Genomic DNA, 25,383 nt, shown 5'->3' with positions numbered 1-25,383 from the left:
AGGAATAAGAAGAATGCAAAAAAAGAATCCGCAGTAAATCGCGGATTCTTTTTCATTTATATTTTGAAAACAACATGGGTAGTTATTAGTAAGAACGTCATAGAATTTCCATCCAAATCTTCACGGCTGTTGCTAAAATTAAGATCCCCAGTATGCTTTGCAAAATTTTCGTATTAACTTTTTTTCCAATAGTAGCTCCTAATGGAGAGGCAAGTAAACTCGCTGCAACCATAATAAGCGAAGGCAGCAACAAAACTTGACCAGTTGCAATTTTTCCAGAAACCGCTCCAATTGATGAAATAAGTGTAATAGCTAAAGAAGAAGCAATCGTCATCCTTGTAGGTATCTTTAACACCACAAGCATTATCGGCACTAAGAGAAAGGCTCCACCCGCACCTACAATACCGGCCCCTACTCCCACGATGAAAGCAAATAACGATGCGAGCCACTTATTAAATTTCACTTGTTCCATAGGAATTTGATCAATCTCTTTTTTTGGAATAAACATCAAAACGACGGCAAGTAAAGCCAATACTCCGTATACAATATTGACTCCACTTTCCGACATGTGGGTAGAGCCAAATCCCCCAATAAAACTGCCCATTAATATACTAATGCCCATGTAAGCAATTAGCGTTTTATTTAAAAACCCACCTTTTCGGTAAGCCCAAACACCACCAATCGTTGCAAAAAACACTTGAATAGCAGTAATGCCGGATACTTCATGTGCCGTAAAATAACCTATTCCTAACATGACAGGAATATATAACAGCATCGGATAATTGATGATGGCTCCACCTATGCCTAGCATCCCTGAAATAAATGAACCTACAAATCCAATTAAAAAAATTGTAAATACAAGATTTATATCCATGTTTTCCCCTCTTTAGAAAAAAGGGAACCTTATTCGGTTCCCTTTTCCTTTCAACCTTTTTTAATCCAAAATGTAAACACTCCATTATCTTCTTCATGTTTCACCAATTCATGCCCTCCGGATTTAGCCCAGGCTGACAAATCACTTTTCGCCCCTTTATCCGTCGTATGGATTTCTAATACCTGACCTGTTTCCATTTCTCCTATTGCTTTTTTTGTCTTTACAATCGGCATTGGGCACGCCAACCCTTTAGCATCTAACACGTTAAAAGATTCCATATTCTAATTTCCTCCTCATTTTTACGATTAACGAACTGCACAGCGGTTTGGACCAATTTCCATCTCACGTTGCTGTTCCAAATCAGGACTAATTTTCCCCATATTTACTTCACGAATCTCTTGAAATGCATGGGGCTGTGGTGGTAAGTTTTCCGTTACTAAGTGTCTAAATTCAGTTTCATTTTCAATACGGAGCCCGTGATTGTTTGTAAATAAGGTGCCTAGCCTTTCTGATACACTTCCATCCTCATTTAGCTCGTCTATGATCATAAAATGTGCCGGTAGCACAATCAGTTCTTCTGACAATTGTCTGTAACGTTCATATAGCGTTTCTCTTAAATCACCTACCCAATCTTCTGCCATGCCTGCCAGGTCAGGCCTTCCGATGGAATCAATGAACAAAATATCTCCTGAAAGCAAAAACTTGTTACCAACCACAAATGAAGTGGAGCCAATGGTATGACCTGGTGAATACAAGGCTGCAATCGAAATAGTTGTGTTACCGATAACTACATCATGACCGTCTTCTAAAGGGCTGTAATCAAAAGTTACTTCTGTTGCATCCTTTGGTGGCAGCCAGTAAGCAGCACCTGTTTTTTCGGCTATGGTACGACCACCAGAAATATGATCTGCATGAAGATGGGTATCAAATACGTTCGTAATTTTCGCTCCTTTGCTTATAGCAAAGTCTAGGTAGATATCTGTCATACGTGTTGCATCAATTACGGCTGCCTCACCATCTGAAACTACCATGTAAGATAAGCAGCCTTTACCGACTCGAACGAATTGATACATTTCTCCACCATCGTCTAAGTCGCCCACTTTCACTGGTTCTATATGTTCGCTCCATGCTTTCATTCCACCCTTAAGGTAGAACACGTCTACCCCGTAATCAGAAAGCATTTCCGCCACCATCACGGATGAACCTTCCTTTGCACAAACAACTAGAACCTCTTTATGAGTGGGGATTTCTTTAATCATTTCTTCTACACCATCAAGCAGCTCAAAATAAGGAGTATTGATGTGCTCGAAGTTCTCTCCTTCTATCTTCCAATCTTTGAAATCACTTTCGTTACGTACATCAACAATAAATAACTCTTCCTTATTAAAAACTTTCATTGTCACTTCTTGTGCAGTCATTGCTTGAATGGTCATTTCTATACCCCCCGTAGTATTATTTGTGTCAAAAAAATATAGCTTCACACGTTAATGCGCGTGTGCATCTATTTCAAATTTTAATGATGTTGCTGCACCAGCATACGACTTGTGTTAGTCGATAATTCCAGTTGTTTCTCCATTCCATTGACTCATACCTGGCACTACATTCACTACGTAAGTAAAACCATTTTCAGTTAATTTCTGTGCAGCTAGGTCACTGCGATTTCCTGTTCGACAAACTACGTAAATTTCATCCTCTTTATTTAATTCATTTAATTTCCCTTCCAATTCACCTAACGGAATGGAGATAGCATTAGGAATATGATTAAAAGCATATTCTGCATATTCTCTTACATCAATGAGTACGATGTTTTTATTAATCTCTAACGATTTCTCTAACTCTTCATTATGAATAACTTTTTGATGTTTTTTTTCCATCGATTCATCGTTAGAGGACTTATGAAGATAATGCTTTAGAACTTTGCCTTCTTCAATTGTCCCTAAATATTGATGTCCTGAACTTTCAGCCCACGCCTTCATGTCGGCTTTAGAACCTTTATCAGTCGCTTGAATTTCTAATACTTGCCCTGGTTCGAGGCTATTCATTGCTTTTTTTGTTTTTACAATTGGCATCGGACACGCTAGTCCTGTTGCATCCAAAGTTAGGTTTGCTTTCAAGTTCTCCATTTCCATACCTCCTATTTTTATACCCCTCAGGGTATTCTTGCTGATAAAAAAATTTATTCCATTTCACCTTCCTAAGTTAGCATCCCACCAGTCATGTTAATCACATTCAGTTACTTCATCCACTTCGCGTACATCAATAATATTTAATGATTTTCCTTCGCTTAAGCATGTCTGTACTTTCATTTGCAGTGATTTGCATCATTTTGTAGCCCTTCCTATTTTAATTGCGCCAAGCCCTCATACCGCCTTTTACATTTGTTACGTTTGGAAATCCTAACTTCTTCAAGATTTTGCTGGCCCCTTGACTTCTCATGCCACTTTGGCATATCAAGACGATTTCTTTGTCCTTTGAAAGTTCTCTCCCTGCTTGTTGCGTAAGCTCATGAAGAGGAATATTTTTAAAACCTTTAATATGGTTCCCTTTATACTCTTCTACTGTACGGACATCAACAAACTGCTTATTCTTGTTATTATTCAATTCCGCTTTTAATTCTGTTGTTGTAATATGCTTCACACCTTTTGCCGGTACAAACCTTTTGAACATAAAAAATAGAAATAATACGATTATTAAATAGTTGATATAATCCATTTGTACCCCCCTTTTTAATAGGAAAAAACCCTAACGAATTCTATATAAATAAATTAACATTACCTTCTTCTGCATCCGCTAAATAGGCAGCCACTCCGGCATATTCAATGTTGTCTAGTAATTCTTCTTCTTTTAAACCTAACAAATCCATTGTCATCGTACATGCTACTAGTTTTACATCTTGCTCATGAGCCATTTCGATTAATTGTGGTAAAGGTATAGCATTATGCTTTTTCATAATATCTTTAATCATTTTAGGACCAAATCCAGCGAAGTTCATTTTTGAAAGCCCCATCTTATCGGCACCTCTAGGCATTAATTTGCCAAACATTTTTTCCATGAAGCCTTTTTTGACTGGAATAACTTCATCTTTACGTAAAGCATTCAATCCCCAAAACGTGTGAAAGATAGTTACTTCATGATCATAAGCAGCTGCACCATTAGCAATAATATAAGCAGCCATTGCTTTATCATAATCTCCGCTAAATAGCACAATAGTTGTTTTCTTCTTTTCTGTCATGTTGATATACCTCCGTGAATTAAAAACTTATACCCATATGGGTATTTTAAAGTTAAGAAAATGTCGTTATTTCACCAAAAACTTTCCTATGACGTTTTTTCACCTATAATACTATTACCCCTACGGGTATATGAGTAGTTAAAATAAAATAGGTATTACTCCTGTCATCTACAAGTATCATATTATACCCCTAGGGGTATAAAGTCAACTGTCATATTTCAACTACATAGAAATGACTACTTTCAGTAGTTTAAAAGTGAAACATAAAAGAAGGCGAACTTCAAAAGTTCGCCTTCTTCGTTAATGTGAATTCAGAGTTGGCATAAAGGTAGCACCGACCCCGAAGATTAGATTGTTTAACTAGTCAAAAAACGTTGTTGCACCAACATTTTTCGTAAGTTACCCGATAGAACCTTCCATCTCAAATTTGATGAGACGGTTCATCTCAACTGCATACTCCATCGGCAATTCTTTTGTGAATGGCTCGATGAAGCCCATAACGATCATTTGAGTTGCTTCATCTTCCGTCAAGCCGCGGCTCATCAAGTAGAAGAGTTGATCTTCAGATACTTTAGATACCGTCGCTTCATGCTCGAGCGTGATGTTGTCATTCAAAATCTCATTGTACGGAATCGTATCGGAAGTAGACTCGTTATCAAGGATAAGTGTGTCACACTTTACGTTCGCCTTAGCGCCATCGGAGTTGCGTCCGAATTGAGCAAGACCACGGTACGTTACTTTACCGCCATGCTTCGAGATCGACTTGGATACGATTGTGGATGTTGTATCTGGAGCCAAGTGAATCATCTTAGCACCCGCATCTTGGTGCTGACCTTTACCTGCTACAGCAATGGAAAGAACGGAGCCTTTTGCACCGCGGCCTTTCAAAATAACTGCAGGGTATTTCATCGTCAGCTTGGAGCCGATGTTACCATCAACCCACTCCATGTTTGCGTTCTCTTCACATACAGCACGCTTTGTAACCAAGTTATAAATGTTTGGTGCCCAGTTCTGAATCGTCGTATAACGAACGCGAGCGTTCTTCTTGACGATGATCTCAACTACTGCAGAGTGAAGGGAGTTTGTGCTGTAAATAGGAGCTGTACAACCTTCTACATAGTGCACAAAGCTATCTTCGTCAGCGATGATGAGCGTACGCTCGAACTGACCCATATTTTCCGAGTTAATACGGAAGTATGCCTGCAATGGAATTTCACACTTCACGCCTTTAGGCACGTAGATGAAGCTACCACCGGACCATACAGCACTGTTCAATGCAGAGAATTTGTTATCTGCGATTGGAACAACAGTACCGAAGTACTCTTTGAAAATTTCAGGATGCTCACGAAGCGCAGTATCCGTATCGGTAAAGATTACGCCCTGATCTTCAAGCTCCTTTTGCATGCTGTGGTAAACAACCTCAGATTCGTACTGAGCAGATACACCTGCAAGGAACTTTTGTTCCGCTTCAGGAATACCAAGCTTGTCGAACGTCTCTTTGATTTCCGTAGGAACTTCTTCCCACGTCTTACCTTGTTTCTCAGATGGACGAACATAATATTGGATATCGTTGAAGTCCAACTCATCCAAGTCGCCGCCCCAACGAGGTGTTTCCATTTTCTCGAACTGCTTCAAAGACTTCATACGGAAGTCCAGCATCCATTGTGGCTCGTTCTTAATGCGCGAAATTTCTTGTACGATTTCAGGCGTTAAGCCTTTACCCGATTGAAATATCGCTTGGTGATTATCGCGGAAGCCATATTTATACTCTTCCATTTCCGGCATTGATTTAGCCATCACCGCATACCTCCTTCAGTAATGTCACCTGAACCTTACTGGTTCAACTGACTTCGATCTATGATTCAATACCTTTGCGCAATGCGTTCCACGCAAGTGTTGCACATTTGATACGAGCAGGGAATTTCGACACTCCCGATAGAGCTTCGATATCCTCGGCTTCGTCCTCAAAGGTAACCTCTTCACCTTTTACCATGGCAGAGAATTTATCAGCCATTTCCAGTGCCTCTTCAAATGTCTTACCTTTAACAGCCTGAGTCATCATCGATGCACTTGACATACTGATTGAACAACCTTCACCCGTAAAACGAGCTTCTTGTACGATACCGTCTTCTACCTTGAGCTGCAAGGAAATACGGTCCCCACAAGTGGGGTTGTTCAAATCGATCGTCACCGCATCGTCTTCAAACAAACCACGATTGCGCGGTTTCTTGTAATGATCCATGATGACGCGACGGTATAGATCATCCAATTGCATCGCTAAAATACTCCTTCGTCTCCAGCAATCCTTTAACGAGCTGGTCAATGTCTTCCTCTGTGTTGTATAAGTAGAAGCTGGCACGTGCCGTCGAACTCACTTCAAGCCAACGCATAAGTGGCTGGCAGCAGTGATGACCTGCACGAATTGCAATTCCTTTCGAGTCAAGAACCGTTGCCAAATCATGCGGATGAACATCATCTAGATTGAACGTTATAAGACCTACACGGTTTGTAGATGGACCGTAGATCGTAATCCCCTCAACCTCGGAAAGTTTATCATATGCAAGAGATGCAAGCCTCTGCTCATGCTCATGAATCGCATCCATACCTACTTCCTGCAAGAAATCAATCGCTGCCGCCAAACCAACTGCACCAGCGATGATTGGCGTTCCGCCTTCAAAACGCGTGGGCGCATCTTTCCAAGTGGAATCGTAAAGATCAACCATGTCGATCATTTCGCCCCCGAACTCAATCGGTTCCATCTTGTTAAGTATCGCCTTCTTGCCGTACAATACACCAATTCCGGTTGGGCCGCACATTTTATGTCCAGCAATCGCAAAGAAGTCGCAGTCCAAATCTTGAACGTCAATCTTCATATGCGGCGTACTTTGTGCGCCATCCACGACCATAACTGCACCATGTCGATGCGCAATCGCCGCAACTTCTTTAATCGGATTAATAACGCCAAGCACGTTGGAAGCATGCGTCATCGCAACGACTTTTGTACGCTCCGTAACCGTTGCTTCCACATCTGCAAGCGTAATCGTCCCATCCGGCTGAAGCGGAATATACTTCAACCTAGCTCCCGTAGCTTTTGCAGCCTGCTGCCAAGGAATAAGATTGGCATGATGTTCCATAGGAGTAATGACAATCTCATCCCCTTCCCCACACACAGAACGTGCATAGGAAGAAGCAACTAGATTCAAAGCCGCTGTAGCACCGCGTGTAAACACGATTTCTTCAGTACTCTTCGCATTAATAAATCGCGCTACTTTTTCACGCGCACCTTCGTAAGCGTCCGTCGCACGTGAACCAAGAGTATGCACTCCACGGTGTACGTTGGCGTTGTCCCACTCATAGTATTTACGTACTGCATCGATAACACTGCGCGGCTTCTGGGAAGATGCCGCACTGTCTAAATACACTAACGGATGCCCATTAACGTTCTGATGCAAAATGGGAAACTGCTCACGAAGTTCGCGTTCTATCATTGTCCTAACTTCCTTTCGATATAACGACGAAGTAGCTTTTGCAGTTCTTCGTTAGGGAGTTCTGTAACAACTGGATCCAAGAAGCCGCGAATAATCAGCTTCTCTGCATCTTCGCGCTTAATACCACGAGACATCATGTAGAACACTTGCTCTTGATTCACTTGTCCCGCAGAAGCAGCGTGACCAGCTGTTACATCATCTTCATCGATAAGAAGGATCGGATTCGCGTCTCCACGAGCTTTAGGGCTAAGCATAAGCACACGCTCTGTTTGCTCACCGTTTGCTTTCGTAGCGCCTTTTTCGATCTTCGTAATTCCGTTAATGATTGAGCTTGCTTGCTCACGCATAACTGCACGCGTAATCATTTGAGAATCAGAACTCTTACCAAAATGTACAGCTTTCGTCGTGATGTTTAGCTTCTGTTCGCCGTTACCAACGCAGATTACTTTTGCATCAGACGTAGAGCCGTTGCCTTTCAAGATAGAAGTCGTCTCGGATACTGCATTACCGTTATGCATTTCACCTACGACCCACTCAATACGGCCATCATTCTCTACATGAGCACGGCGGTAAGAAATATCAGCCGCTTGCGCTCCCATATGGTGAATGGACGCATAGTTCACTTGAGCGCCACTCTTAACGAACACTTCAACTACGCCGTTAATAACGGATGGTTCGCTCATCTCTACAGAGATAAAGTTATCTACATAGTTCACACGACTGTTCGCATCAGCTACGATCAACACATGCGGCGCAAACGTTGCAGATGCATCGTCATGTCCGAACAATGCTTGCAATGGTACGTTTACTTCTACATTTTTTGGCACGTACAAGAATACGCCGCCGTTCCACAATGCAGCATGGATAGCTGCAATACGGTGTTCATCATGAGCTACTGCTTGGAACAAATACTCTTTAACGAGTGCTTCGTGTTCACGTACAGCTGTCTCAAGGTCTGTAAAGATAACGCCTTGCTGCTTCAAATCTTCTTGCAACTGGCTGTAAACAGCTCCTGAGTTATGCTGCACGACAACATTATTCAATTCCGTTGCTTCGTCTTCAAATACTTCACGAATGAAAGCTGGAACTTCGTTCCACGCCGTCACCGCATTTACGCTTGCTGGCGTACCGTATGCTTGAAGATTCCAACGGTCAATTTTTGTTTTTTCCACGATAGGCAGGTTTAGTTCTGCCGCTTTCTCCAACGCCTGCACACGAAGCTCAGCCAACCAGGCTGGTTCGTTCTTGCTGCGGGAGAGAGCTGCGACCGTCTCGCGGTCAACTGGTACGATCATTTCTGTACTCATCGGTCTATCGCTCCTCCTGTCCGTCATTGATTACGACTATTCGTCTTGTCCTACTGTCTCGTCTTCGATACCCAACTCTTCTTTAATCCAGTCGTAACCTTCAGCTTCTAGACGTTGAGCAAGTTCTGGTCCACCAGACTTCACGATGCGACCTTGCATCATAACGTGAACGTAGTCAGGTGTGATGTAGTTCAATAGACGTTGATAGTGCGTAATGATTAGGAAGCCGCGTTCTTCGCTGCGCATAGCGTTAACACCGTTAGCAACAATACGCAAAGCATCGATATCAAGACCGGAGTCGATCTCATCAAGTACAACAATTTTCGGATCCAACAGCATCATTTGAAGAATTTCGTTACGTTTCTTCTCACCACCGGAGAAGCCTTCGTTCAAGTAACGATGAGCGAACTCTTGGTTCATCTCAAGTTCTTTCATTTTGCCTTCCATTTGACGGATGAACTTGATAAGGGAAATTTCATTTCCTTCACCGCGACGAGCATTGATAGCACTGCGTAAGAAGTCAGAGTTCGTTACACCAGCAATTTCACTTGGATACTGCATAGCAAGGAATAGACCTGCACGAGCACGCTCGTCTACTTCCATTTCAAGTACATCTTCGCCATCAAGTGTTACTTTACCATCTGTTACTTCATATTTCGGGTGGCCCATCAATGCGGAAGCCAATGTACTTTTACCAGTACCGTTTGGTCCCATGATAGCGTGCACTTCGCCGCCCTTCATTTCAAGGTTGATACCTTTCAAAATTTCTTTACCTTCAATGGTCGCCTTCAGACCATCAATGACAAATTGAGTCGCCATGTGTGTAGTACCTCCACTAATTGAGAGTAAGTGTTGATTTTATTAAAAATGAGTTGTTCACAAATTATAGAAAGCAAAATTTCTATAACATTTATCACATAGTACTTATTATAAAGTGATTCTCAGTGATTCTCAATATGATTTTATAGGTTTAGGTCATGTATTTCAACTTTTCCAGTAAGCTTTCGCGAATTGAACATATAAGTAGCACTCGTTCGACAATTCCGCCACACTTTCATCCTAAACAGCTACGATACAAGCCAAACCGTCATGTAACTATAACATATACCGCCAACAGATGCTTGTTTACGGTCTATTCTATCAAAACTCGCGATTACTCAACCTTTTGACAAAAATATAGTGCGATATATCACGAATGATGCAATTCACATCCATAAATTAGAAGTTCAGCTTCCTTCAATAGAATATACAGTCTTTATGTAGACATAAAAAAACTCCCTTCATCGTCAAAACGACTCGGGGAGTTCCACTTTATTGATTTAATACAAACCTTTATAAATCATTCGATGATTTCGATCTTGAGGCAACCGATCATTATTTGGATACAGTGCTTTTAGATTTTGAATATGTGCCGCAGTCAATGTGATGGGCTCTTTGAATACGTACCATTGCACCCCTTCACAATAATCCGGCGTTGTTAGCGATCCATTGTAATGATAAAACGTTCCTTCCGGGATTAAATAATTTAAATTAATAACATCATTGAGCGTATAACTAGTATGAGGCACGGTAGGCAAATTATCGAAAATAGCTGCAAGTTCGCCGCTAGAGTTCCCCGCTTCAATAAATACAGCAACAACGACAGTGCCTCGCACTTTATTTGGATTCAATGGGTCTAGAGCTTCTTTATGAACAAAATGAATTTCTAGCGGATACTCTACAGCTGGCTGATGGGAAAGCTTCAGATGATGCTCTGCATTGGAGTGAAAGTGGAATCGCTCCAAAAAATAATCAACATGATTTACTGTGACTTTCCCTGAAGATGAAGGCTGGCTCACATTTTCAAAAATTTCAATCTCCCTACCCGTATTTTCAATAACTGGAGAAAAGGCCGGGTAATAAAACGAAATTTGTTTGGAAGTTGGCAGCAAAGTAAATGCAGGCTCGATAACGATCGGAGATTGAGATTGATTAGTAGGTGGTGTAGAGCATGGGGTTACAGACATTGTTGTTCCTTCTGCGGACACCCCAAACGCAGGTAGCATTACGGTCATCGATAATAAAATAACTAACAAATGAAACTTCGCCCGTTTACCGCTCATGATATCATCCCTTCCATAAGTAAACAATACAGCATCATATAGGTATGAACAGTTTCTAGTTGATATGTTATACACTTTCCAGAAACATCAAAAAGCGCACCCTTAATAAGGATGCGCTCGATATTATTCATATCTATTGAACACCATGCAATGGTAAGTAATGATTCGATTCTGGACTAGAGTTAACCCAAGTAAGCTTCAAACATCCAAATATGCTTCTCGAAATCAGCCTTCATACCTAGGAATACGTCCCCAGTAGCCTCATCATTTGCTTCTTCTGCTGCTTCCATAGCTTGTTCAAACTCGGAAACAAGTTGTTTCAAGTCAGCTACAAGCTGCTTCACCATTTGCTCTGCATTCTCATTACCAGTAGCTTCTTGAAGTGTAGTGTGCTCCACATATTGCTTTAATGTAGAGTGCGGTTTACCGCCAATTGTCAGCAAGCGTTCTGCAACATCATCCATTTTCAATGTGACTTCATTGTAAAGCTCTTCGAACTTCTCATGGAGCTGGAAGAACATCGGTCCTTTAACAAACCAGTGGTAGCTGTGGAGCTTCACATACAATACATTTAGGTTTGCAACTTGTTGATTCAAAAGGGATTTGATGTCTTGTTTTACGGCTGTGTTTGTCATAATGATTACCTCCAGTAATTAAACTCGTTTCTTATTAATAATTATTCTAATATAAAAATAAAACTAATTCAATGCTTTTTTTCATCTTTTAACTTGTAAAATGTTCCTGTCTATTGATACCATGTATATTGTTACATTTCTAGGCTTTGACTTCCCCAAAGTACTGTCATACTAATAGCTCGTGTCTCCAACTCCTATTCTCCCTTACCCGACTACAACTACACTGAAACATTTTTTAAAATATAGTATTCCCATCGGAAATAAAATCCTATATACTATTCCGAAAGCGTGTTTACAAGAAATACCTTTAATCACTGTGTATGATTATAGCTCAGGGGGTGCCGCACAGCCTATGACGGAGAACACATCTGCTTATCATCCGCTTACCGTCGAAGAAGCGATTAACGTGGCTAGGACTGTTACAAATGTATTTTATCCAACTGATGAATTGATATGTGATGAAATTGGTGACGGAAACTTAAATCTTGTGTTTCGTGTACGACTCGCTCATTCGGAGCCTGCTTCCCATACACCAAGTCTTATTGTGAAACAAGCACTGCCGTATGCCAAAGTTGTGGGCGAATCTTGGCCACTAACATTAGAACGCGCACGTATTGAAAGTGATGCCCTTCTGTTCCAAGGCAAGCTTGTACCACAGCTCGTACCGCATGTACATTACTATGATGCAGCGCTAGCTATGACGGTTATGGAAGATTTAAGTGACCATGTCATTATGCGTAAAGGGTTAATTGAAGGAAACCGTTATCCTTTGTTTGCTGATCATATTTCAGAGTTTTTGGCCCACACCCTTTTCTTCTCTTCTGATCTAGGCATGAATCAACAGCAGAAGAAATGGCAAGTACAGCGCTTTATTAATCCTGAGCTATGTAAAATTACAGAAGACCTTATTTTTGATGATCCTTATACAAATTCACCAAACAATAATATCGATGAACAACTGCTTACTGAGCATGCCAAACTTTGTTCGGATCATAAACTTCATCTTGAAGTCGCATTACTACGTGAAAAATTCCTTACGAGTGCGCAGGCTTTGCTGCACGGTGACCTTCATACAGGAAGCATTTTCATCACACCGCATTCTACGAAGGTTATCGATCCAGAATTCGCTTACTATGGACCTATCGGCTTCGATATCGGCGCCATATTTGCTAATTTGCTGCTTAATGCAGCAGGTCATGAGCATTGGAGCCTTAATAATCAAACTCGCGAAGAACATCGCACTTATTTACTATCTACGATCTGTGAAATATGGAATCGATTCGACGAGAAATTCCGCAATTTATGGGATGAACATGGCGTTGATCGAATATCCCGTACTAAGGGCTATCAAGATGTATATATGGAACAAATTTTGCAAGATACCGTTGGATATACCGGAAGTAAGATGATCCGACGCATCGTCGGGCTAGCTCATGTTGCTGATGTTGGATCTATTCCTGATCCAGCGGCCAAACTGCGTGCTCAGCGTATCGCTTTACAATTAGGTACAGCACTCGTGAAGTCTAATCGCCGCATTCGTTCAATTGAAGAGATGTTTACCATATGTGAACATGCTTATAAAGGAGTTTATACATCATGACGAACCCAACCAGCATATCTGTGTCACAGGAGCAATTAAATGTATCATCAAGTGAGAGACCAGGACATATTACTGGGGAGCAGTTGCAATCCGTCCGCTGGTCCGAAGACAATGTGCTTGAGCTTCTCGACCAAAGAGCATTGCCGAACGAGATTAACTTCCTTCGTCTCACTGATGTGCAAGAAGTATGGCAAGCGATCTATGATATGGTCGTCCGTGGAGCACCTGCTATCGGGATTACTGCCGCATATGGCGTCATACTTGGGATTCGCAACGATCAAATTGATCACGTTGAGGAATGGCTGCGCCAAGTGGAGCAGCACGCTGCATATTTAGCAACTTCCCGTCCCACTGCTGTTAACTTGTTCTGGGCCCTTGATCGCATGACTGCTCGTGCTCATGAATTAACAAATACAGAAATTGCACTTGAACAGCTTACTGAACAATTGCTGCAAGAAGCTATCACCATTCACAAAGAAGATGAAGAGATATGCAAACAGATTGGCGAGCATGCTCTTACTTTGTTTAGCGATGGCATGGGTATTCTTACGCACTGCAATGCAGGTGGATTGGCTACTGCCAAATACGGGACTGCACTTGCACCTATTTACTTAGCAAAAGAACGCGGCATTTCACTGAAAGTGTTTGCTGATGAGACAAGGCCTGTCCTTCAAGGCGCAAGATTAACAGCATTTGAATTGCAGCAAGCAGGTGTTGATGTCACATTAATTTGTGACAATATGGCTGCTATGGTTATGCGAAAAGGCTGGGTTCAGGCCGTTATCGTCGGGACGGATCGAGTTGCTGCCAATGGAGATGTGGCCAACAAAATAGGGACATATGGCCTAGCTGTATTAGCCAAAGCTCATAACATTCCTTTCTATGTCGCTTGTCCTATATCAACGATTGATTTGGACACACCTTCAGGGGACCTTATTCCTATTGAAGAACGACATGAAAAAGAAATTACAGAAGCGTTCGGGAAACGAACCGCTCCTGAACACATTCAAGTGTTCAATCCTGCCTTTGACGTTACGCCAAACGAGCTCGTTACAGCAATTATTACAGAGCGAGGAATTGTTAAAGCACCCTATCACATTACCTTAAAAGAGATTTTCGAATAGAAGCGGTTACAATAGTAGTAACTTAGAGAAGAGATGAGCGGACTAATCCATGTGGCCCGCTCTTTTTTTATCTATACTTCTTCAACCGATATCGTAAAACCTAAGATATAATGAGCATGGCATCTTTACCTGTCATTCCTACCTTTACTCCTATACTGGCAGCTTCATCTGTTATCGACTCCAACGGGGCCTCCCAGAGCTGTTCTAGTGTCTTTACACCTACTGCACGCCCAGCTAATATACGGCGGTCCTTTAACTTCTCATTAAGCAAACCTACATCGAGTGCTCCGCACATAATATATCCGCGTTCTGACGTTATAACTAACAATGTCGTTTTAGGCAGCAGCACTTCTATTCCGATAAATGTCTTGCCCTGCTCTGTTATCGGCACAATATGAACCACGGGTCAGCAACCTCCTTTTACACCGCTATCCAGCAGCATTTATACGGTCATCACAACATATGCAGAAACCCTATATATGTTGAAGAGGAAGGTGTTCGCCTCAATTGATTTTATGAAAAACACTATTTTTTAAACAAAAACCATAATATAATAAGATCGATCAAGCTACTCACCACTGTAAGGAGAACTAGGAACAATGACTCAGTTGAAGAAGGCACAACATTCGGTTTACAAATTTTCAATCGACATCTTAATACAGGGACCTTCTAACGCTGCCGCTATGGAGAAACTTCTCCACTTGCTGAACCGTGATGCTGACGTATTGGATATGAAGATCCAATCGGGTGCAGAACTCGGCTCACTACTAGACATGATGGAGTTGATGCAACAGCATAACCTTGCAGCTACCCCGTTTGGAAGCAGCAGCACTGGGCAGAAGTTGTTCAATCCAACCCCACATTCTAACGTTTTAGAGAAGCAACGTATTGAAGGTAATAACAATTTATCATCGTCACCAACGGAACAGGCAGCACCGCAACAGCAAGCACTTCAATCACCACCTAGCTTAATGGAACAAATTAATGATCATATTAAGAAGCAGCGACTTATTCGCTTGCATATTAACAAAGGCCATGGCGTAAAGCTCAGCATCCCCTGTAGAATTTTGAATTTTGATCCTGATTCGCAATTAATGAACGTTTACCACGTAGACGAGAAGCAAGTGTATGCTTACTACATAAATGAAATCGAAGAAATGATAATATAGCTGAATGATAGCTAAAAAGCCGCCTCCTGTATAAGGAAGACGGCTTTTTGTTTACTCGGCCTTATGAAGCCAGTTGATCTTGCAGCATGACTTCAATTTCTGGTCCGGGTATCGGGGGACTAAAGTAATAGCCTTGGATTTCATCACAAGCATGCGCTTGCAAAAATTGAAGCTGTCCTGTATTCTCCACACCCTCTGCAATGACATGGATATTCATAGTGTGACCCAGCGCGATAATGGCAGATACAATCGCAGCATCATTGGGATCATGTTCCAAATCACGCACAAAGGAACGATCAATCTTAAGGCGATGGATTGGAAAATTTTTGAGATAATGAAGCGAGCTGTATCCAGTTCCGAAATCATCTATGCTTATGGAAACACCCATTTGCTTCAACTGAGACAATACTTTGGAGGCACGATCCACGTCCAATGTCATCGTTTCCGTAATCTCCAGCTCTAAATATTGTGGGGGAAGTCCTGTTCGTCGCAATACCTCCTGAACCACTTCCATTAAGTTCTTCTGCTCAAATTGGCGAACGGATAAATTCACCGATACCGGTATTGGTGGCAGACCTGCGTCTTGCCATCTCTTATTTTGGAAGCATGCCTGTTCCAATACCCACTCACCCAATGTAACGATGAAGCCACTCTCTTCTGCTAGTGGGATAAACTCACTAGGAGGTATCCTGCCTTTGTGCGGATGATTCCAACGAATAAGTGCTTCCATACCGACAATTCGTTCTGTGTTCATCTCAACTTGCGGCTGATAATAAAGCTCATACTCATTGTTCAGCAGCGCGTTGCGCATTTCATGCTCCAATGTCAGCCCCTCAAGCGTAACCACATTCATTTCAGGCGTGTAGAACAAATAGCTATTTTTCCCCTGTTCCTTAACCTTAGACATGGCAGAGACAGCTTTCTTTACTAGAGAAGCCGCATCGTCTTGATGGATTCGACCGCCTTCCTCATTGCAGATCGTCACACCAATACTCATTGCAACGTGAACAGGAATATCTCTTAACAAAAATGGTTCATCCATCATATGAAGTAATTGTCGCGCTTGCTCAGCCACATGTTGATCCGAATGGATCGAAGTCAGTACACAAGCAAACTCGTCACCTTCCATTCTTGCCAATACATCATGTGGATTCATTTTGCGCAGCAATCGCTCAGCAATTTGCATCAGCAGCATATCCCCAAAGTCTGGGCCAAAAGTATCGTTAATTCGTTTGAATCGATCGATATCCATATAGAGCACTGAGATGTAAATCGGCTCTTCCTTCTCCTTCGCCATTCGCAACAAATCATTAATATGCTGCATAAGCTTCCTACGATTCGGAAGACCTGTCATATCATCATAGTATGACATATAGTGAATCTCTTCTGTCATATGCCTTTTCGCATGATGATCTTGAATATAAATGATACAACCTGCCTCTTGCTCCTGTGAAAAATGAAGCGGCTGGTGGATGTGAACAAGCCAATCTTGAGGATAACCTTCGTAATGCAATCCTTTAACCTCAATCGTGACATTCTGCTTATCCATTAGCACTTGCCGCATCTTCACCTGAAAACAAGGCAAATGAGCCGGATCAATAATACCTTCATCAGTCAAAGGTTGATGCTCGTTAACGCCTATCATATCTCGGAAGGCTCGATTAGTAGCCACAATCTGTCCTTTCTCGGACATGTATAACGCAGGTAACGGCATATTTTCGTATATAGAATTCCAGCGATTATTCGCTTCAGAAGTAGTTGGGTCGCCGAACGTGATCTTGTTGCCAACATCCATTGACGCGAGCGAATACGGCTCTACAAGCTGGGCACGGAAGTAGCGACTAACTATATAAACATTAACCAACTGAGCCAGCATCAGTACACTTAGTACATAACGCATTGCATCATTAGAAATGAACCAAATCGCTGTACATAAAATAAAAATGGCAGCGTTTATACCAACTACCCATCGAATCATGTTAGCAAGAGTCGCACTCCGTTGCGTTTGCTCTCGATGTTGTCCATCCCTGGATATCACTCTCATCTCGTCCTCTCCGGCCCCATGTACGTATCTATGAAGAACGTCTCGCAGCTAGAGCAAGCATGAGCCACCCAGCAATTAATGCGATCCCGCCAATCGGAGTAATAGCTCCCAGCACTTTTATACCAGTGAAGCACAATACATATAGGCTCCCTGAGAAGATTACGATGCCCAGTGTTATCAACCGTGCTGACCAGAGCACCTTGGTTCTGTTGCTTTCAGGCAGCCGCTCACTAAGCAAAGCAATAATGAGAAGAGCAAGCGCATGAAAAATATGATATTGCACAGCTGTTTCATAGGTCGCTAATCGTTCAGGTGTAAGCATGTCTTTCATCACATGAGCACCAAACGCACCCAGACCAACTGCGAGGGCAGCAGCAATACTGCCTATCTTTATGTAACGGTTTAACATGTTGCCAGCTCCTTTAGTTCTGTCGGCAATATTTACTAGAACAATTCCTTATTTATTTTATATGAACTGCATAGCTTTTTCCATAACTTATTCTAAGTATGAGCATTGTTTCACATATTGGAAACACAATTAGAGAGGCACTGCTGCATTACCTCTCTTTGACTATGCTGGAATTATGTTTACATCACATGATACACCCGTTCGGGTCGCCCTACTGTCCCATATACCACATCTGCTCGAAGTGAGCCTTGGGTAACCAGATATTCCAAATAACGACGAGCAGTCGAGCGGCTTATACCTACCATTCTTCCCAGCTTATCCGCCGATATGCCTTGCCCTGCGTATTGCAAATGTTCCATAATTTTATCCAGTGTTAATTTATCAATGCCTTTCGGGTAGTACGGCTCCTTCATTTTCTCAGAGCGTCCTCGTAATAATGCATCCACTTGCTGTTGGCTCACCGCTGTCATTTGGGAACTAAGCTGCTCCATCTCATGATGAAAATGTTTATATTTCTCTAACGTTTCTAACATCCGATCGTAAATAACGGGTTTGATAATAAAGTCGAACACCCCACTTTGAATGGCTTCTCTTATCGACTTCAAATCTTTGGCCGCTGTTATCATGATGACATCGACGTACGGATAGTTCTGTTTCATAAATCGAAGCAGTTCTAAACCGTTCATATCGGGAAAGAAAATATCAAGCAGCACAAGGTCTGGATCTAAAATATGAAGCTGTTCCTTTGCCTGTACTTCGTCTGTGGCGATTCCAACTACGCTGTAGTCAGGTACCTTCTCTACTAGTCGGCGATTGATTTCTGCAATGCGCACATCATCTTCAACGATAAGTACTCGAATCATCGTGCTCCCCCTCGCTTTCCCCCACTGAGCTTTTCTTCGGAATGATAACAACAAATACTGCTCCCGAGCCTTCTTCACGAGCATGATAGTGAATCATACCACCCAATTGTTCTACAGCCTGTTTGACTAGACTTAGGCCAAAACCACGATGCTCACCAACTTTAGTCGTAAACCCAAGATTGAAAATATTATTTCCATATTCAGCAGGGATTCCAACACCAGAATCCTCAACTTCAATCATCAATTCATTCCCCGTGTCTGACAGAAATATTCGGATTAGCCGCTCATGTTCCATTTGATGAACAGCTTCCAATGCATTATCTATTAAGTTTCCGATTATGGTAACCAGCTTATTGCGATCGACATGCTCTGGAACGTTTTGAAAACTGCTAGCAGCATCCACTTGCAGCTCGACATTCACCTCATGCGCGCGATTGAACTTACCAATAAGAAGGCCCGCCACGATCGGATCCGGAATTTCTTTCATCATAAAATGCATGAAGTTCTGGTGCATATTCGATTCTTTTGCAATCAAATCCAGTGCTTCTGAATAAGATTCTAATTGAATGAGACCAGCAATTAAATGAAGCTTATTTGAAAATTCATGTGTCTGTGAACGCAATCCGTCTGCGTAATTGCGAAGCTGCGACAGCTGCTCTGTTAGCATAAACATATCTGATTTGTTTCGGAAGCTCGAAACTGCTCCAATGACTTGATTGCGGCTATTAAAAATAGGCACACGGCTCGCTACCAATCTCCGGTCTCCTATTGTGAACTCCACATCATACTGAGAGCTTCTCGATTCAATCACATCTATTAATGTCGTCTGTGGAAATAGGCTCGTGATCGATATACCTGTCATATCCTGCGGCTGCAATCCCATTAGTTCAAAAGCCGCTGGATTCATCGTCGTAATATACCCTTTTTCATTAATAGCTATAATACCTTCACGAATCGATTCAAGCAGTGTTTTTTTCTCTTGATACAGCCGTCCGATCTCTACGGGCTCCAAGCCATGAATCGATTTTTTCACATTTTTCGTTATAATCACTGCGCCGCCCACACCAAGCAATATAGCAAGTGCCGCCAACCCAGAAATCGCTAGTTGATAAGGAAGAACTGCTTCTCTAATATCCTTTTTCAAAAACCCGACAGAAACAACGCCAATAATGCGGTTATTATCATCGAATATCGGCGCCTTCCCTCTCAATGAAGCTCCAAGGCTGCCTACAGCCTCAGATACGATAGCTTCCCCACGAAAAACAGCGTCATTGTCACCACCAACCATTGGCTTACCAATACGATCAGGTACTGGATGAGCTATGCGTATTCCATTTTCATCACCAACGACAATAAACTCTGCTTCCGTCTGCAGCCGAATTTGCTCTACTAGAGGCAATATAACAGCGGTTGGGTTGTCCTTCTGAAATGCCTGTTTTACCTGATCCATATTCGCAATCACTTTGGCCAATCGGAGCGCCTCTTCACCTGCTTGCGTCTTCATCGTTGACATCCACATAGCTTGGAACGTCCAAGATAGTCCGATAATAACAATAGATAATAAGGTACAAATAAGAAGCATTAACTTTGTCTGCAGCCTCATGGACTCTCCTCCTAATCAAACCTAGGCGTTGATTTTCTCTATCTATGATCTATCGCGGTAGAACAGTAACATCAATTGACCACAGCATATATAGTAAGCGCTTTCTGAAAACAGTAAATGTATGTACTATGCTCGCAATCCTAGTTATGCAACCTGACAATTTTCTAGTTTTTTCTACTATATCATCTGTGAAAGTTTTGTGAATACCAACAACTTTGTGAACTTTATGAACAAAATGAATTTAAAATGCAGAAATGCTAAATATGAACGGATACTATCTCAAAATTAGATCGTTTGGTAATATTATCATTGTAAGCGTTATCATTATGTTGTGGGGGATGAACTTATGAAAAAACGATTTACGTGGCAATTCGCTCTACTAGCTTTAATCACTGCGTTGACATTGAGCGCTTGTAGCACTGGTGGACAAAGTGCGAAGTATCCTGACAAAGCTGTTACGGTCGTAGCACCTTCAGGGGCTGGCGGTGGCTGGGATAAAACAGCACGCTCCATTACTAAGATTTTAACAGAAACGAAGCTCGTAGCTAACCCGTTAACCGTAGAGAATAAGCCAGGTGGCGGCGGCGTTGTATTCCTTGGCGAATACGTCTCCAAAGATGCGAATGACATGCACAAACTATTCGTCAACTCACCTCCTATTCTTATCAACAACTGGAAGAGTGAAGGCAAGAGCCCATATGGCTTCCGTGATGTTCAACCACTTGCACAGCTGACAACAGATTATGGCGCACTTGTCGTTTCTGCAAACTCTAAATATAACGATATCAATGAAGTAATTGCAGATATCAAAGCTGATCCTACGAAAGTAACCGTAGCTGGCGGCTCCGCTCCTGGTTCGATGGATCACTTGATCGCTGTACTTCCTGCTTACAAAGCAGGAGTTGATCCAAAGACAGTCAAATATGTCTCTTATGATGGCGGCGGCGAAGCGATGACAGCATTGCTTGGTGAAAATGCTGATGTAATCGCTACGGATGCTTCCTCTGTAGGTGAATTCCTTGAAGCAGGCAAGATTAAAGTACTAGCTGTTACTTCTAACGAGCGTCTTGGCGGTATTTTAAAAGACGTCCCGACACTCAAAGAAAAAGGAATTGACGCAGACTTCACCATTTGGCGCGGTGTGTTCGGTCCTAAGAAACTAAGTCAAGATCAATTGAAATATTGGGATGACGCATTCAAAGCTCTAAATGATAAAGAAGAATGGAAAAAAGAACTTGAAGCTAACGGTTGGGTTCCAGAGTACAAAAACTCTACTGACTTCACGAAGTTCCTTGAAGAGCAAGAAGTTACTATTAAGCAGCTGCTAACAGCGCTTGGCATGGCAAATGCTTAATCTATCTTACTATGAATAGGGGTTTGACATCATGATGAAGCGTTTTGACACATGGGCAAGCCTCGTCTTTCTTCTAATCGGTATCGCGTTTGTAGTAGGAAGTACACAGCTTAGCACCTCTGCCTTTGGCAGCAGCGTCGGTCCTGATATTTTTCCGATGGGTCTTGGCAGCCTACTCATCCTACTTAGCGCAAGATTAATGTTCGAGACATTCAAAGCGCCTGTTGCTCCAAAGCAACAGGCGCACGTTGAATCTGCTGCCACCGCTGAAGAAGAAGATGAAGCTATTGCGCCTTCCAAACCGAATTACAAAGGGTTTTTCCTTATTTTCGGCGCAGCCTTTTTATATGCATTTTTCCTAGAAGATATCGGTTATCCAATTGGAACTTTTTTATTCCTATTATTCGCCTTTCAAGTTATGGAACGTGGCAAGTGGCTCGTATCTACGATTATCGCCGCTGCCTTCTCCTTAGGTATCTATTTTGTATTCGTGAAAATTTTGCAGGGAACTTTGCCGGGCTTCCCGTCATTTATTCCGTTGTAGGAGGTGCCGTCAACGATGAGCGTATTTGAACATTTAATGAATGGCTTTGCAACCAGTTTCTTATGGTACAACATCTTATTCGCATTTGTAGGTGTTATCATCGGAACTGCTGTCGGCGTCCTTCCTGGTATCGGTCCGATGAGTGGCGTGGCTCTTCTTATTCCTGTTACAAGCACAGTTACAAGCGGTATCGGCTTAGGACCAGCTGAAGCAGCTACTAGCTCTATTATCCTACTAGCTGGTGTTTATTATGGAGCCATGTATGGCGGCTCAACAACATCGATTCTATTAAATACACCTGGAGAATCTTCATCTGTTGTTACCGCATTGGACGGTTATCAGATGGCGAAGAAAGGACGCGCAGGTGCGGCTCTTTCCATCGCAGCTATCGGTTCCTTTGTGGCTGGTCTCGTTTCATTAATCGGACTCGTGTTCCTTGCAGAACCTTTGTCCAATGTAGCCTTATCATTTGGCCCTGCTGAATACTTCTCACTTATGCTGCTTGGATTGTGCGCAGTAAGTGGTTTGGCTGGTAAGTCTATGACAAAAGCGCTCATAATGACTGTGTTCGGACTATTACTTGCAACAATCGGTATGGATAACGTTTCAGGTGTTGCTCGATTTACGTTTGATAACCCTATTTTATATGCAGGGCTGGAGTTCCTGACGATTGCAGTAGGTATGTTCGCCTTGGGCGAAGTATTTAAAACGATTATCGACAATGATAAATCTGCCGGTAAAATTGCAAAAATTGACCGTGTATTACCAACAAAGCAAGATATGAAAGATAGTGCTGGTCCGATTACACGCGGTTCTTTCCTAGGCTTCTTTATTGGTGTCCTGCCTGGCGCAGGTGCAACACTTGCCTCCTTCTTCAGCTACATAACAGAGAAGAAGCTCAGCAAAAACCCTGAAAAGTTCGGTAAAGGTGCAATTGAAGGTGTTGCAGCTCCCGAATCTGCTAATAACGCAGCATCTGGCGGAGCAATGATCCCACTTCTTACACTCGGTATTCCGGGATCGGGTACAACCGCTATTCTAATGGGCGCGTTCATGATGTACAACATTCAGCCAGGCCCTTTGTTATTCGATAAACACCCTGAAGTTGCTTGGGGCTTAATTGCTAGTATGTTTATCGGTAATGTGATGCTCTTAATTTTGAATATGCCACTTGTTAAAGTGTTCGCAAAAATTATTGATACACCGACTCGTTATTTATTGCCAATTATTGTTGCAATTTCGATATTTGGAGTTTACGCTGTACAAGTTAGTATATTTGATCTTATGGTATTATTAGGTTGTGGTGTTTTGGGTTATATATTTACCAAACACGACTATCCAATTGCACCGCTCGTACTGTCACTCGTTTTAGGTCCAATGATCGAGAACAACATGCGTCGTGCTTTGACTGCTTCCAACGGTGATTTCTCTATCTTCGTTACAAAGCCGTTGTCAGCTGTATTCTTAGTAGTCGCTGTGTTGTGGATCGCAATTCCGCTTATTTTAAAAATGAGAGGCAAAAAAGTTCTGGTTAACGATGAAGGATAACAACTTGATAAAAAGTGGTGATACTAATGGCAAATAAACCATTCAACGCTGGTTCGGGTAAAAGCTTTACATTGCGTGTAGAAATGCTCAACGAAGAAACTAATTTCGTCGTTATTGCTTCAGCCATTTGTGAGCACGGCGGAGACGTTGTCGCTATTGATATGATTCAGACGAATGTAGAAAAAACGATCCGTGATATTACGGTTACGGTTCAAGACACCGTCCAAATTGATCGCATCGCTACTTCGATTAGAGCCTTGGCTGGCGTTCAATTGCTTCATATTTCAGATCGGACGTTCCTTATGCACCTAGGCGGTAAGATTGAAATGAAAGCGAAGCATCCCGTTCAGAACCGTGATGATTTGTCCCGAGTATACACGCCAGACGTAGCTAGAGTATGTATGGCCATTCATGATGACCCACGCAAAGCTTTTACGCTCACAATGAAGCGTAACACCGTAGCTGTCGTTTCTGACGGCACTGCTGTACTTGGACTTGGTGACATCGGGCCATACGGCGCAATGCCTGTTATGGAAGGTAAAGCGATGCTCTTCAAACAGTTCGGAGATGTGGATGCAGTTCCAATCTGTCTTGATACACAAGATACAGAACAAATTATCCAAATCGTCAAGTCCATTGCACCTGGCTTTGGCGGTATTAACTTGGAGGACATCTCCTCCCCACGCTGCTTTGAAATCGAAGCTCGATTGAAAGAAGAATTAGATATTCCCGTGTTCCATGATGACCAGCATGGTACAGCTGTCGTCCTCTATGCGGGTTTAATAAATGCATTAAAATTGGTAAAGAAACGGATCGAAGATGTTAAGATCGTCGTAAACGGTATCGGTGCTGCCGGTGTCGCTTGCAGCAATATTTTGCTGAAGGCCGGCTGTAAAAATTTGATCGGTGTCGATATTGACGGTGCTATTGTCCGTACAAATACGTATCAACAAGATTCATGGAACCAATTCGCCCAACGTACTAACCCGAACTTGGAGTCAGGCAGCCTAGCTGATGTCATCAAGGGAGCCGATGTATTTATCGGCCTTTCCCGCGGAGGACTTCTCAAGCGTGAGCACGTGCTTACGATGGCTGAACGCCCTATCGTATTTGCGATGGCGAATCCAACACCTGAGATTGCTCCAGAAGAAGCCGTTGATATTGTAGCTGTCCTGGCAACTGGACGTTCGGACTATCCAAACCAAATTAACAATCTCCTTTGCTTCCCGGGTATTTTCCGCGGTGCACTGGATTGTCGCGCATCAACTATTAATGAAGAGATGAAGCTCGCAGCTGCTGAGGCAATTGCTGCTACGATTACGGATAAGGAGCGCAACTCGTCCTATATCATCCCAAGCGTATTCAATCCAACTGTTGTTGAGAACGTGCGCAAGCGTGTTATCGAAGCCGCATTGGAGACGAAAGTAGCTCGCCGTGTTCCTCGTGAATATCGCGAATAGTGATGGTTGAATGAAGAAGGTAGCAAT

General features: G+C 42.4%; 25 protein-coding genes. 7 read left to right on the top strand and 18 right to left on the bottom strand.

The features are described from left to right. Positions 1–97 precede the first annotated feature (97 nt). The 13 genes from H580_RS0107405 to H580_RS0107345 all read right to left on the bottom strand — a co-directional run bounded on the left by H580_RS0107405 (position 98) and on the right by H580_RS0107345 (position 11,638). Positions 98–874 carry a sulfite exporter TauE/SafE family protein gene (locus H580_RS0107405; protein ID WP_028594210.1) on the bottom strand — a complete coding sequence of 259 codons (777 nt, stop codon included), beginning with the start codon at positions 872–874 and terminating at the stop codon, positions 98–100. A gap of 50 nt (positions 875–924) precedes the next feature. Further along, positions 925–1,152 carry a sulfurtransferase TusA family protein gene (locus H580_RS0107400; RefSeq protein ID WP_028594209.1) on the bottom strand — a complete coding sequence of 76 codons (228 nt, stop codon included), beginning with the start codon at positions 1,150–1,152 and terminating at the stop codon, positions 925–927. Between the two features lie 27 nt (positions 1,153–1,179). Further along, positions 1,180–2,307 carry an MBL fold metallo-hydrolase gene (locus H580_RS0107395; protein ID WP_028594208.1) on the bottom strand — a complete coding sequence of 376 codons (1,128 nt, stop codon included), beginning with the start codon at positions 2,305–2,307 and terminating at the stop codon, positions 1,180–1,182. Positions 2,308–2,421: 114 nt separating this feature from the next. Further along, entirely contained in the window at positions 2,422–2,997 is a 576-nt protein-coding gene (locus H580_RS0107390) for a sulfurtransferase TusA family protein (RefSeq protein WP_028594207.1), read from the bottom strand. 220 nt (positions 2,998–3,217) lie between these two features. Then, entirely contained in the window at positions 3,218–3,586 is a 369-nt protein-coding gene (locus H580_RS0107385) for a rhodanese-like domain-containing protein (protein ID WP_028594206.1), read from the bottom strand. A 40-nt stretch (positions 3,587–3,626) separates the two neighbouring features. Then, positions 3,627–4,106, bottom strand: coding sequence for a DsrE/DsrF/DrsH-like family protein (locus H580_RS0107380; protein WP_028594205.1), 480 nt, complete (start codon positions 4,104–4,106; stop codon positions 3,627–3,629). A 399-nt stretch (positions 4,107–4,505) separates the two neighbouring features. Then, the gene (sufB, locus tag H580_RS0107375) at positions 4,506–5,903 is read right to left on the bottom strand and encodes a Fe-S cluster assembly protein SufB (RefSeq protein WP_028594204.1); all 1,398 of its coding nucleotides are present in this window, start codon (positions 5,901–5,903) and stop codon (positions 4,506–4,508) included. A 58-nt stretch (positions 5,904–5,961) separates the two neighbouring features. Further along, positions 5,962–6,381: a Fe-S cluster assembly sulfur transfer protein SufU gene (gene sufU, locus H580_RS0107370; protein ID WP_028594203.1), complete on the bottom strand. Its 420-nt coding sequence runs from the start codon at positions 6,379–6,381 to the stop codon at positions 5,962–5,964. Beyond that, positions 6,368–7,594 (bottom strand): cysteine desulfurase, encoded by a 1,227-nt coding sequence (locus H580_RS0107365; RefSeq protein WP_028594202.1) that lies wholly within the window; start codon positions 7,592–7,594, stop codon positions 6,368–6,370. The genes sufU and H580_RS0107365 overlap by 14 nt, the downstream gene beginning before the upstream one ends. Further along, positions 7,591–8,901 (bottom strand): Fe-S cluster assembly protein SufD, encoded by a 1,311-nt coding sequence (gene sufD / locus H580_RS0107360; RefSeq protein WP_028594201.1) that lies wholly within the window; start codon positions 8,899–8,901, stop codon positions 7,591–7,593. Before sufD ends, H580_RS0107365 begins: the two co-directional genes overlap by 4 nt. Positions 8,902–8,937: 36 nt before the next feature. Beyond that, positions 8,938–9,720, bottom strand: a complete 783-nt coding sequence (sufC, locus tag H580_RS0107355; protein ID WP_028594200.1) for a Fe-S cluster assembly ATPase SufC — start codon at positions 9,718–9,720, stop codon at positions 8,938–8,940. A gap of 500 nt (positions 9,721–10,220) precedes the next feature. After that, positions 10,221–11,003 (bottom strand): carbonic anhydrase family protein, encoded by a 783-nt coding sequence (locus H580_RS0107350; RefSeq protein WP_028594199.1) that lies wholly within the window; start codon positions 11,001–11,003, stop codon positions 10,221–10,223. A 182-nt stretch (positions 11,004–11,185) separates the two neighbouring features. Next, entirely contained in the window at positions 11,186–11,638 is a 453-nt protein-coding gene (locus H580_RS0107345; RefSeq protein ID WP_028594198.1) for a Dps family protein, read from the bottom strand. Between the two features lie 352 nt (positions 11,639–11,990). On the opposite strand from H580_RS0107345, the gene mtnK reads away from it, so the two are divergent. Both mtnK and mtnA read left to right on the top strand, forming a co-directional pair. Continuing rightward, positions 11,991–13,238: an S-methyl-5-thioribose kinase gene (gene mtnK / locus H580_RS0107340; RefSeq protein WP_028594197.1), complete on the top strand. Its 1,248-nt coding sequence runs from the start codon at positions 11,991–11,993 to the stop codon at positions 13,236–13,238. Beyond that, on the top strand, positions 13,235–14,362 hold the full coding sequence (gene mtnA / locus H580_RS0107335; RefSeq protein ID WP_084509050.1) for an S-methyl-5-thioribose-1-phosphate isomerase: 1,128 nt from the start codon (positions 13,235–13,237) through the stop codon (positions 14,360–14,362). The genes mtnK and mtnA overlap by 4 nt, the downstream gene beginning before the upstream one ends. Before the next feature lie 100 nt (positions 14,363–14,462). On the opposite strand, the gene H580_RS0107330 is transcribed toward mtnA, so the two are convergent. Beyond that, positions 14,463–14,765, bottom strand: a complete 303-nt coding sequence (locus H580_RS0107330; protein WP_028594195.1) for a YunC family protein — start codon at positions 14,763–14,765, stop codon at positions 14,463–14,465. 196 nt (positions 14,766–14,961) lie between these two features. On the opposite strand from H580_RS0107330, the gene H580_RS0107325 reads away from it, so the two are divergent. Next, complete coding sequence (locus tag H580_RS0107325) at positions 14,962–15,531, top strand: hypothetical protein (protein ID WP_028594194.1); 570 nt, start codon at positions 14,962–14,964, stop codon at positions 15,529–15,531. 61 nt (positions 15,532–15,592) lie between these two features. On the opposite strand, the gene H580_RS23670 is transcribed toward H580_RS0107325, so the two are convergent. From H580_RS23670 to H580_RS23665, 4 genes are all read right to left on the bottom strand, one after another. Continuing rightward, the gene (locus tag H580_RS23670; RefSeq protein WP_051217323.1) at positions 15,593–17,575 is read right to left on the bottom strand and encodes a putative bifunctional diguanylate cyclase/phosphodiesterase; all 1,983 of its coding nucleotides are present in this window, start codon (positions 17,573–17,575) and stop codon (positions 15,593–15,595) included. 28 nt (positions 17,576–17,603) lie between these two features. Continuing rightward, positions 17,604–17,984, bottom strand: coding sequence for a DUF423 domain-containing protein (locus H580_RS0107315; RefSeq protein ID WP_028594192.1), 381 nt, complete (start codon positions 17,982–17,984; stop codon positions 17,604–17,606). A gap of 179 nt (positions 17,985–18,163) precedes the next feature. Further along, positions 18,164–18,847 (bottom strand): response regulator, encoded by a 684-nt coding sequence (locus H580_RS0107310; RefSeq protein WP_028594191.1) that lies wholly within the window; start codon positions 18,845–18,847, stop codon positions 18,164–18,166. Further along, positions 18,825–20,450, bottom strand: a complete 1,626-nt coding sequence (locus H580_RS23665; RefSeq protein WP_051217322.1) for an ATP-binding protein — start codon at positions 20,448–20,450, stop codon at positions 18,825–18,827. The genes H580_RS0107310 and H580_RS23665 overlap by 23 nt, the downstream gene beginning before the upstream one ends. A gap of 346 nt (positions 20,451–20,796) precedes the next feature. On the opposite strand from H580_RS23665, the gene H580_RS0107300 reads away from it, so the two are divergent. Genes H580_RS0107300 through H580_RS0107285 form a run of 4 tightly spaced genes read left to right on the top strand, consistent with a single transcriptional unit; the run spans position 20,797 to position 25,356 of the window. Beyond that, on the top strand, positions 20,797–21,804 hold the full coding sequence (locus H580_RS0107300; protein WP_028594190.1) for a tripartite tricarboxylate transporter substrate binding protein: 1,008 nt from the start codon (positions 20,797–20,799) through the stop codon (positions 21,802–21,804). 31 nt (positions 21,805–21,835) lie between these two features. Then, a complete protein-coding gene (locus H580_RS0107295; protein WP_028594189.1) occupies positions 21,836–22,348 on the top strand; it encodes a tripartite tricarboxylate transporter TctB family protein in 513 nt (170 codons plus the stop codon). A 15-nt stretch (positions 22,349–22,363) separates the two neighbouring features. Then, positions 22,364–23,896, top strand: a complete 1,533-nt coding sequence (locus H580_RS0107290) for a tripartite tricarboxylate transporter permease (protein WP_028594188.1) — start codon at positions 22,364–22,366, stop codon at positions 23,894–23,896. A gap of 26 nt (positions 23,897–23,922) precedes the next feature. Beyond that, positions 23,923–25,356 (top strand): NAD-dependent malic enzyme, encoded by a 1,434-nt coding sequence (locus H580_RS0107285; RefSeq protein WP_028594187.1) that lies wholly within the window; start codon positions 23,923–23,925, stop codon positions 25,354–25,356. Positions 25,357–25,383 lie beyond the last annotated feature (27 nt).

It is taken from the genome of Paenibacillus assamensis DSM 18201, assembly GCF_000422445.1.
In the GTDB taxonomy this organism is placed as follows: Bacteria; Bacillota; Bacilli; order Paenibacillales; family Paenibacillaceae; genus Paenibacillus_B; species Paenibacillus_B assamensis.
The sequence above is the reverse complement of the archived record's forward strand: the minus strand, read 5'-3'. Positions and strand labels throughout refer to the sequence as shown.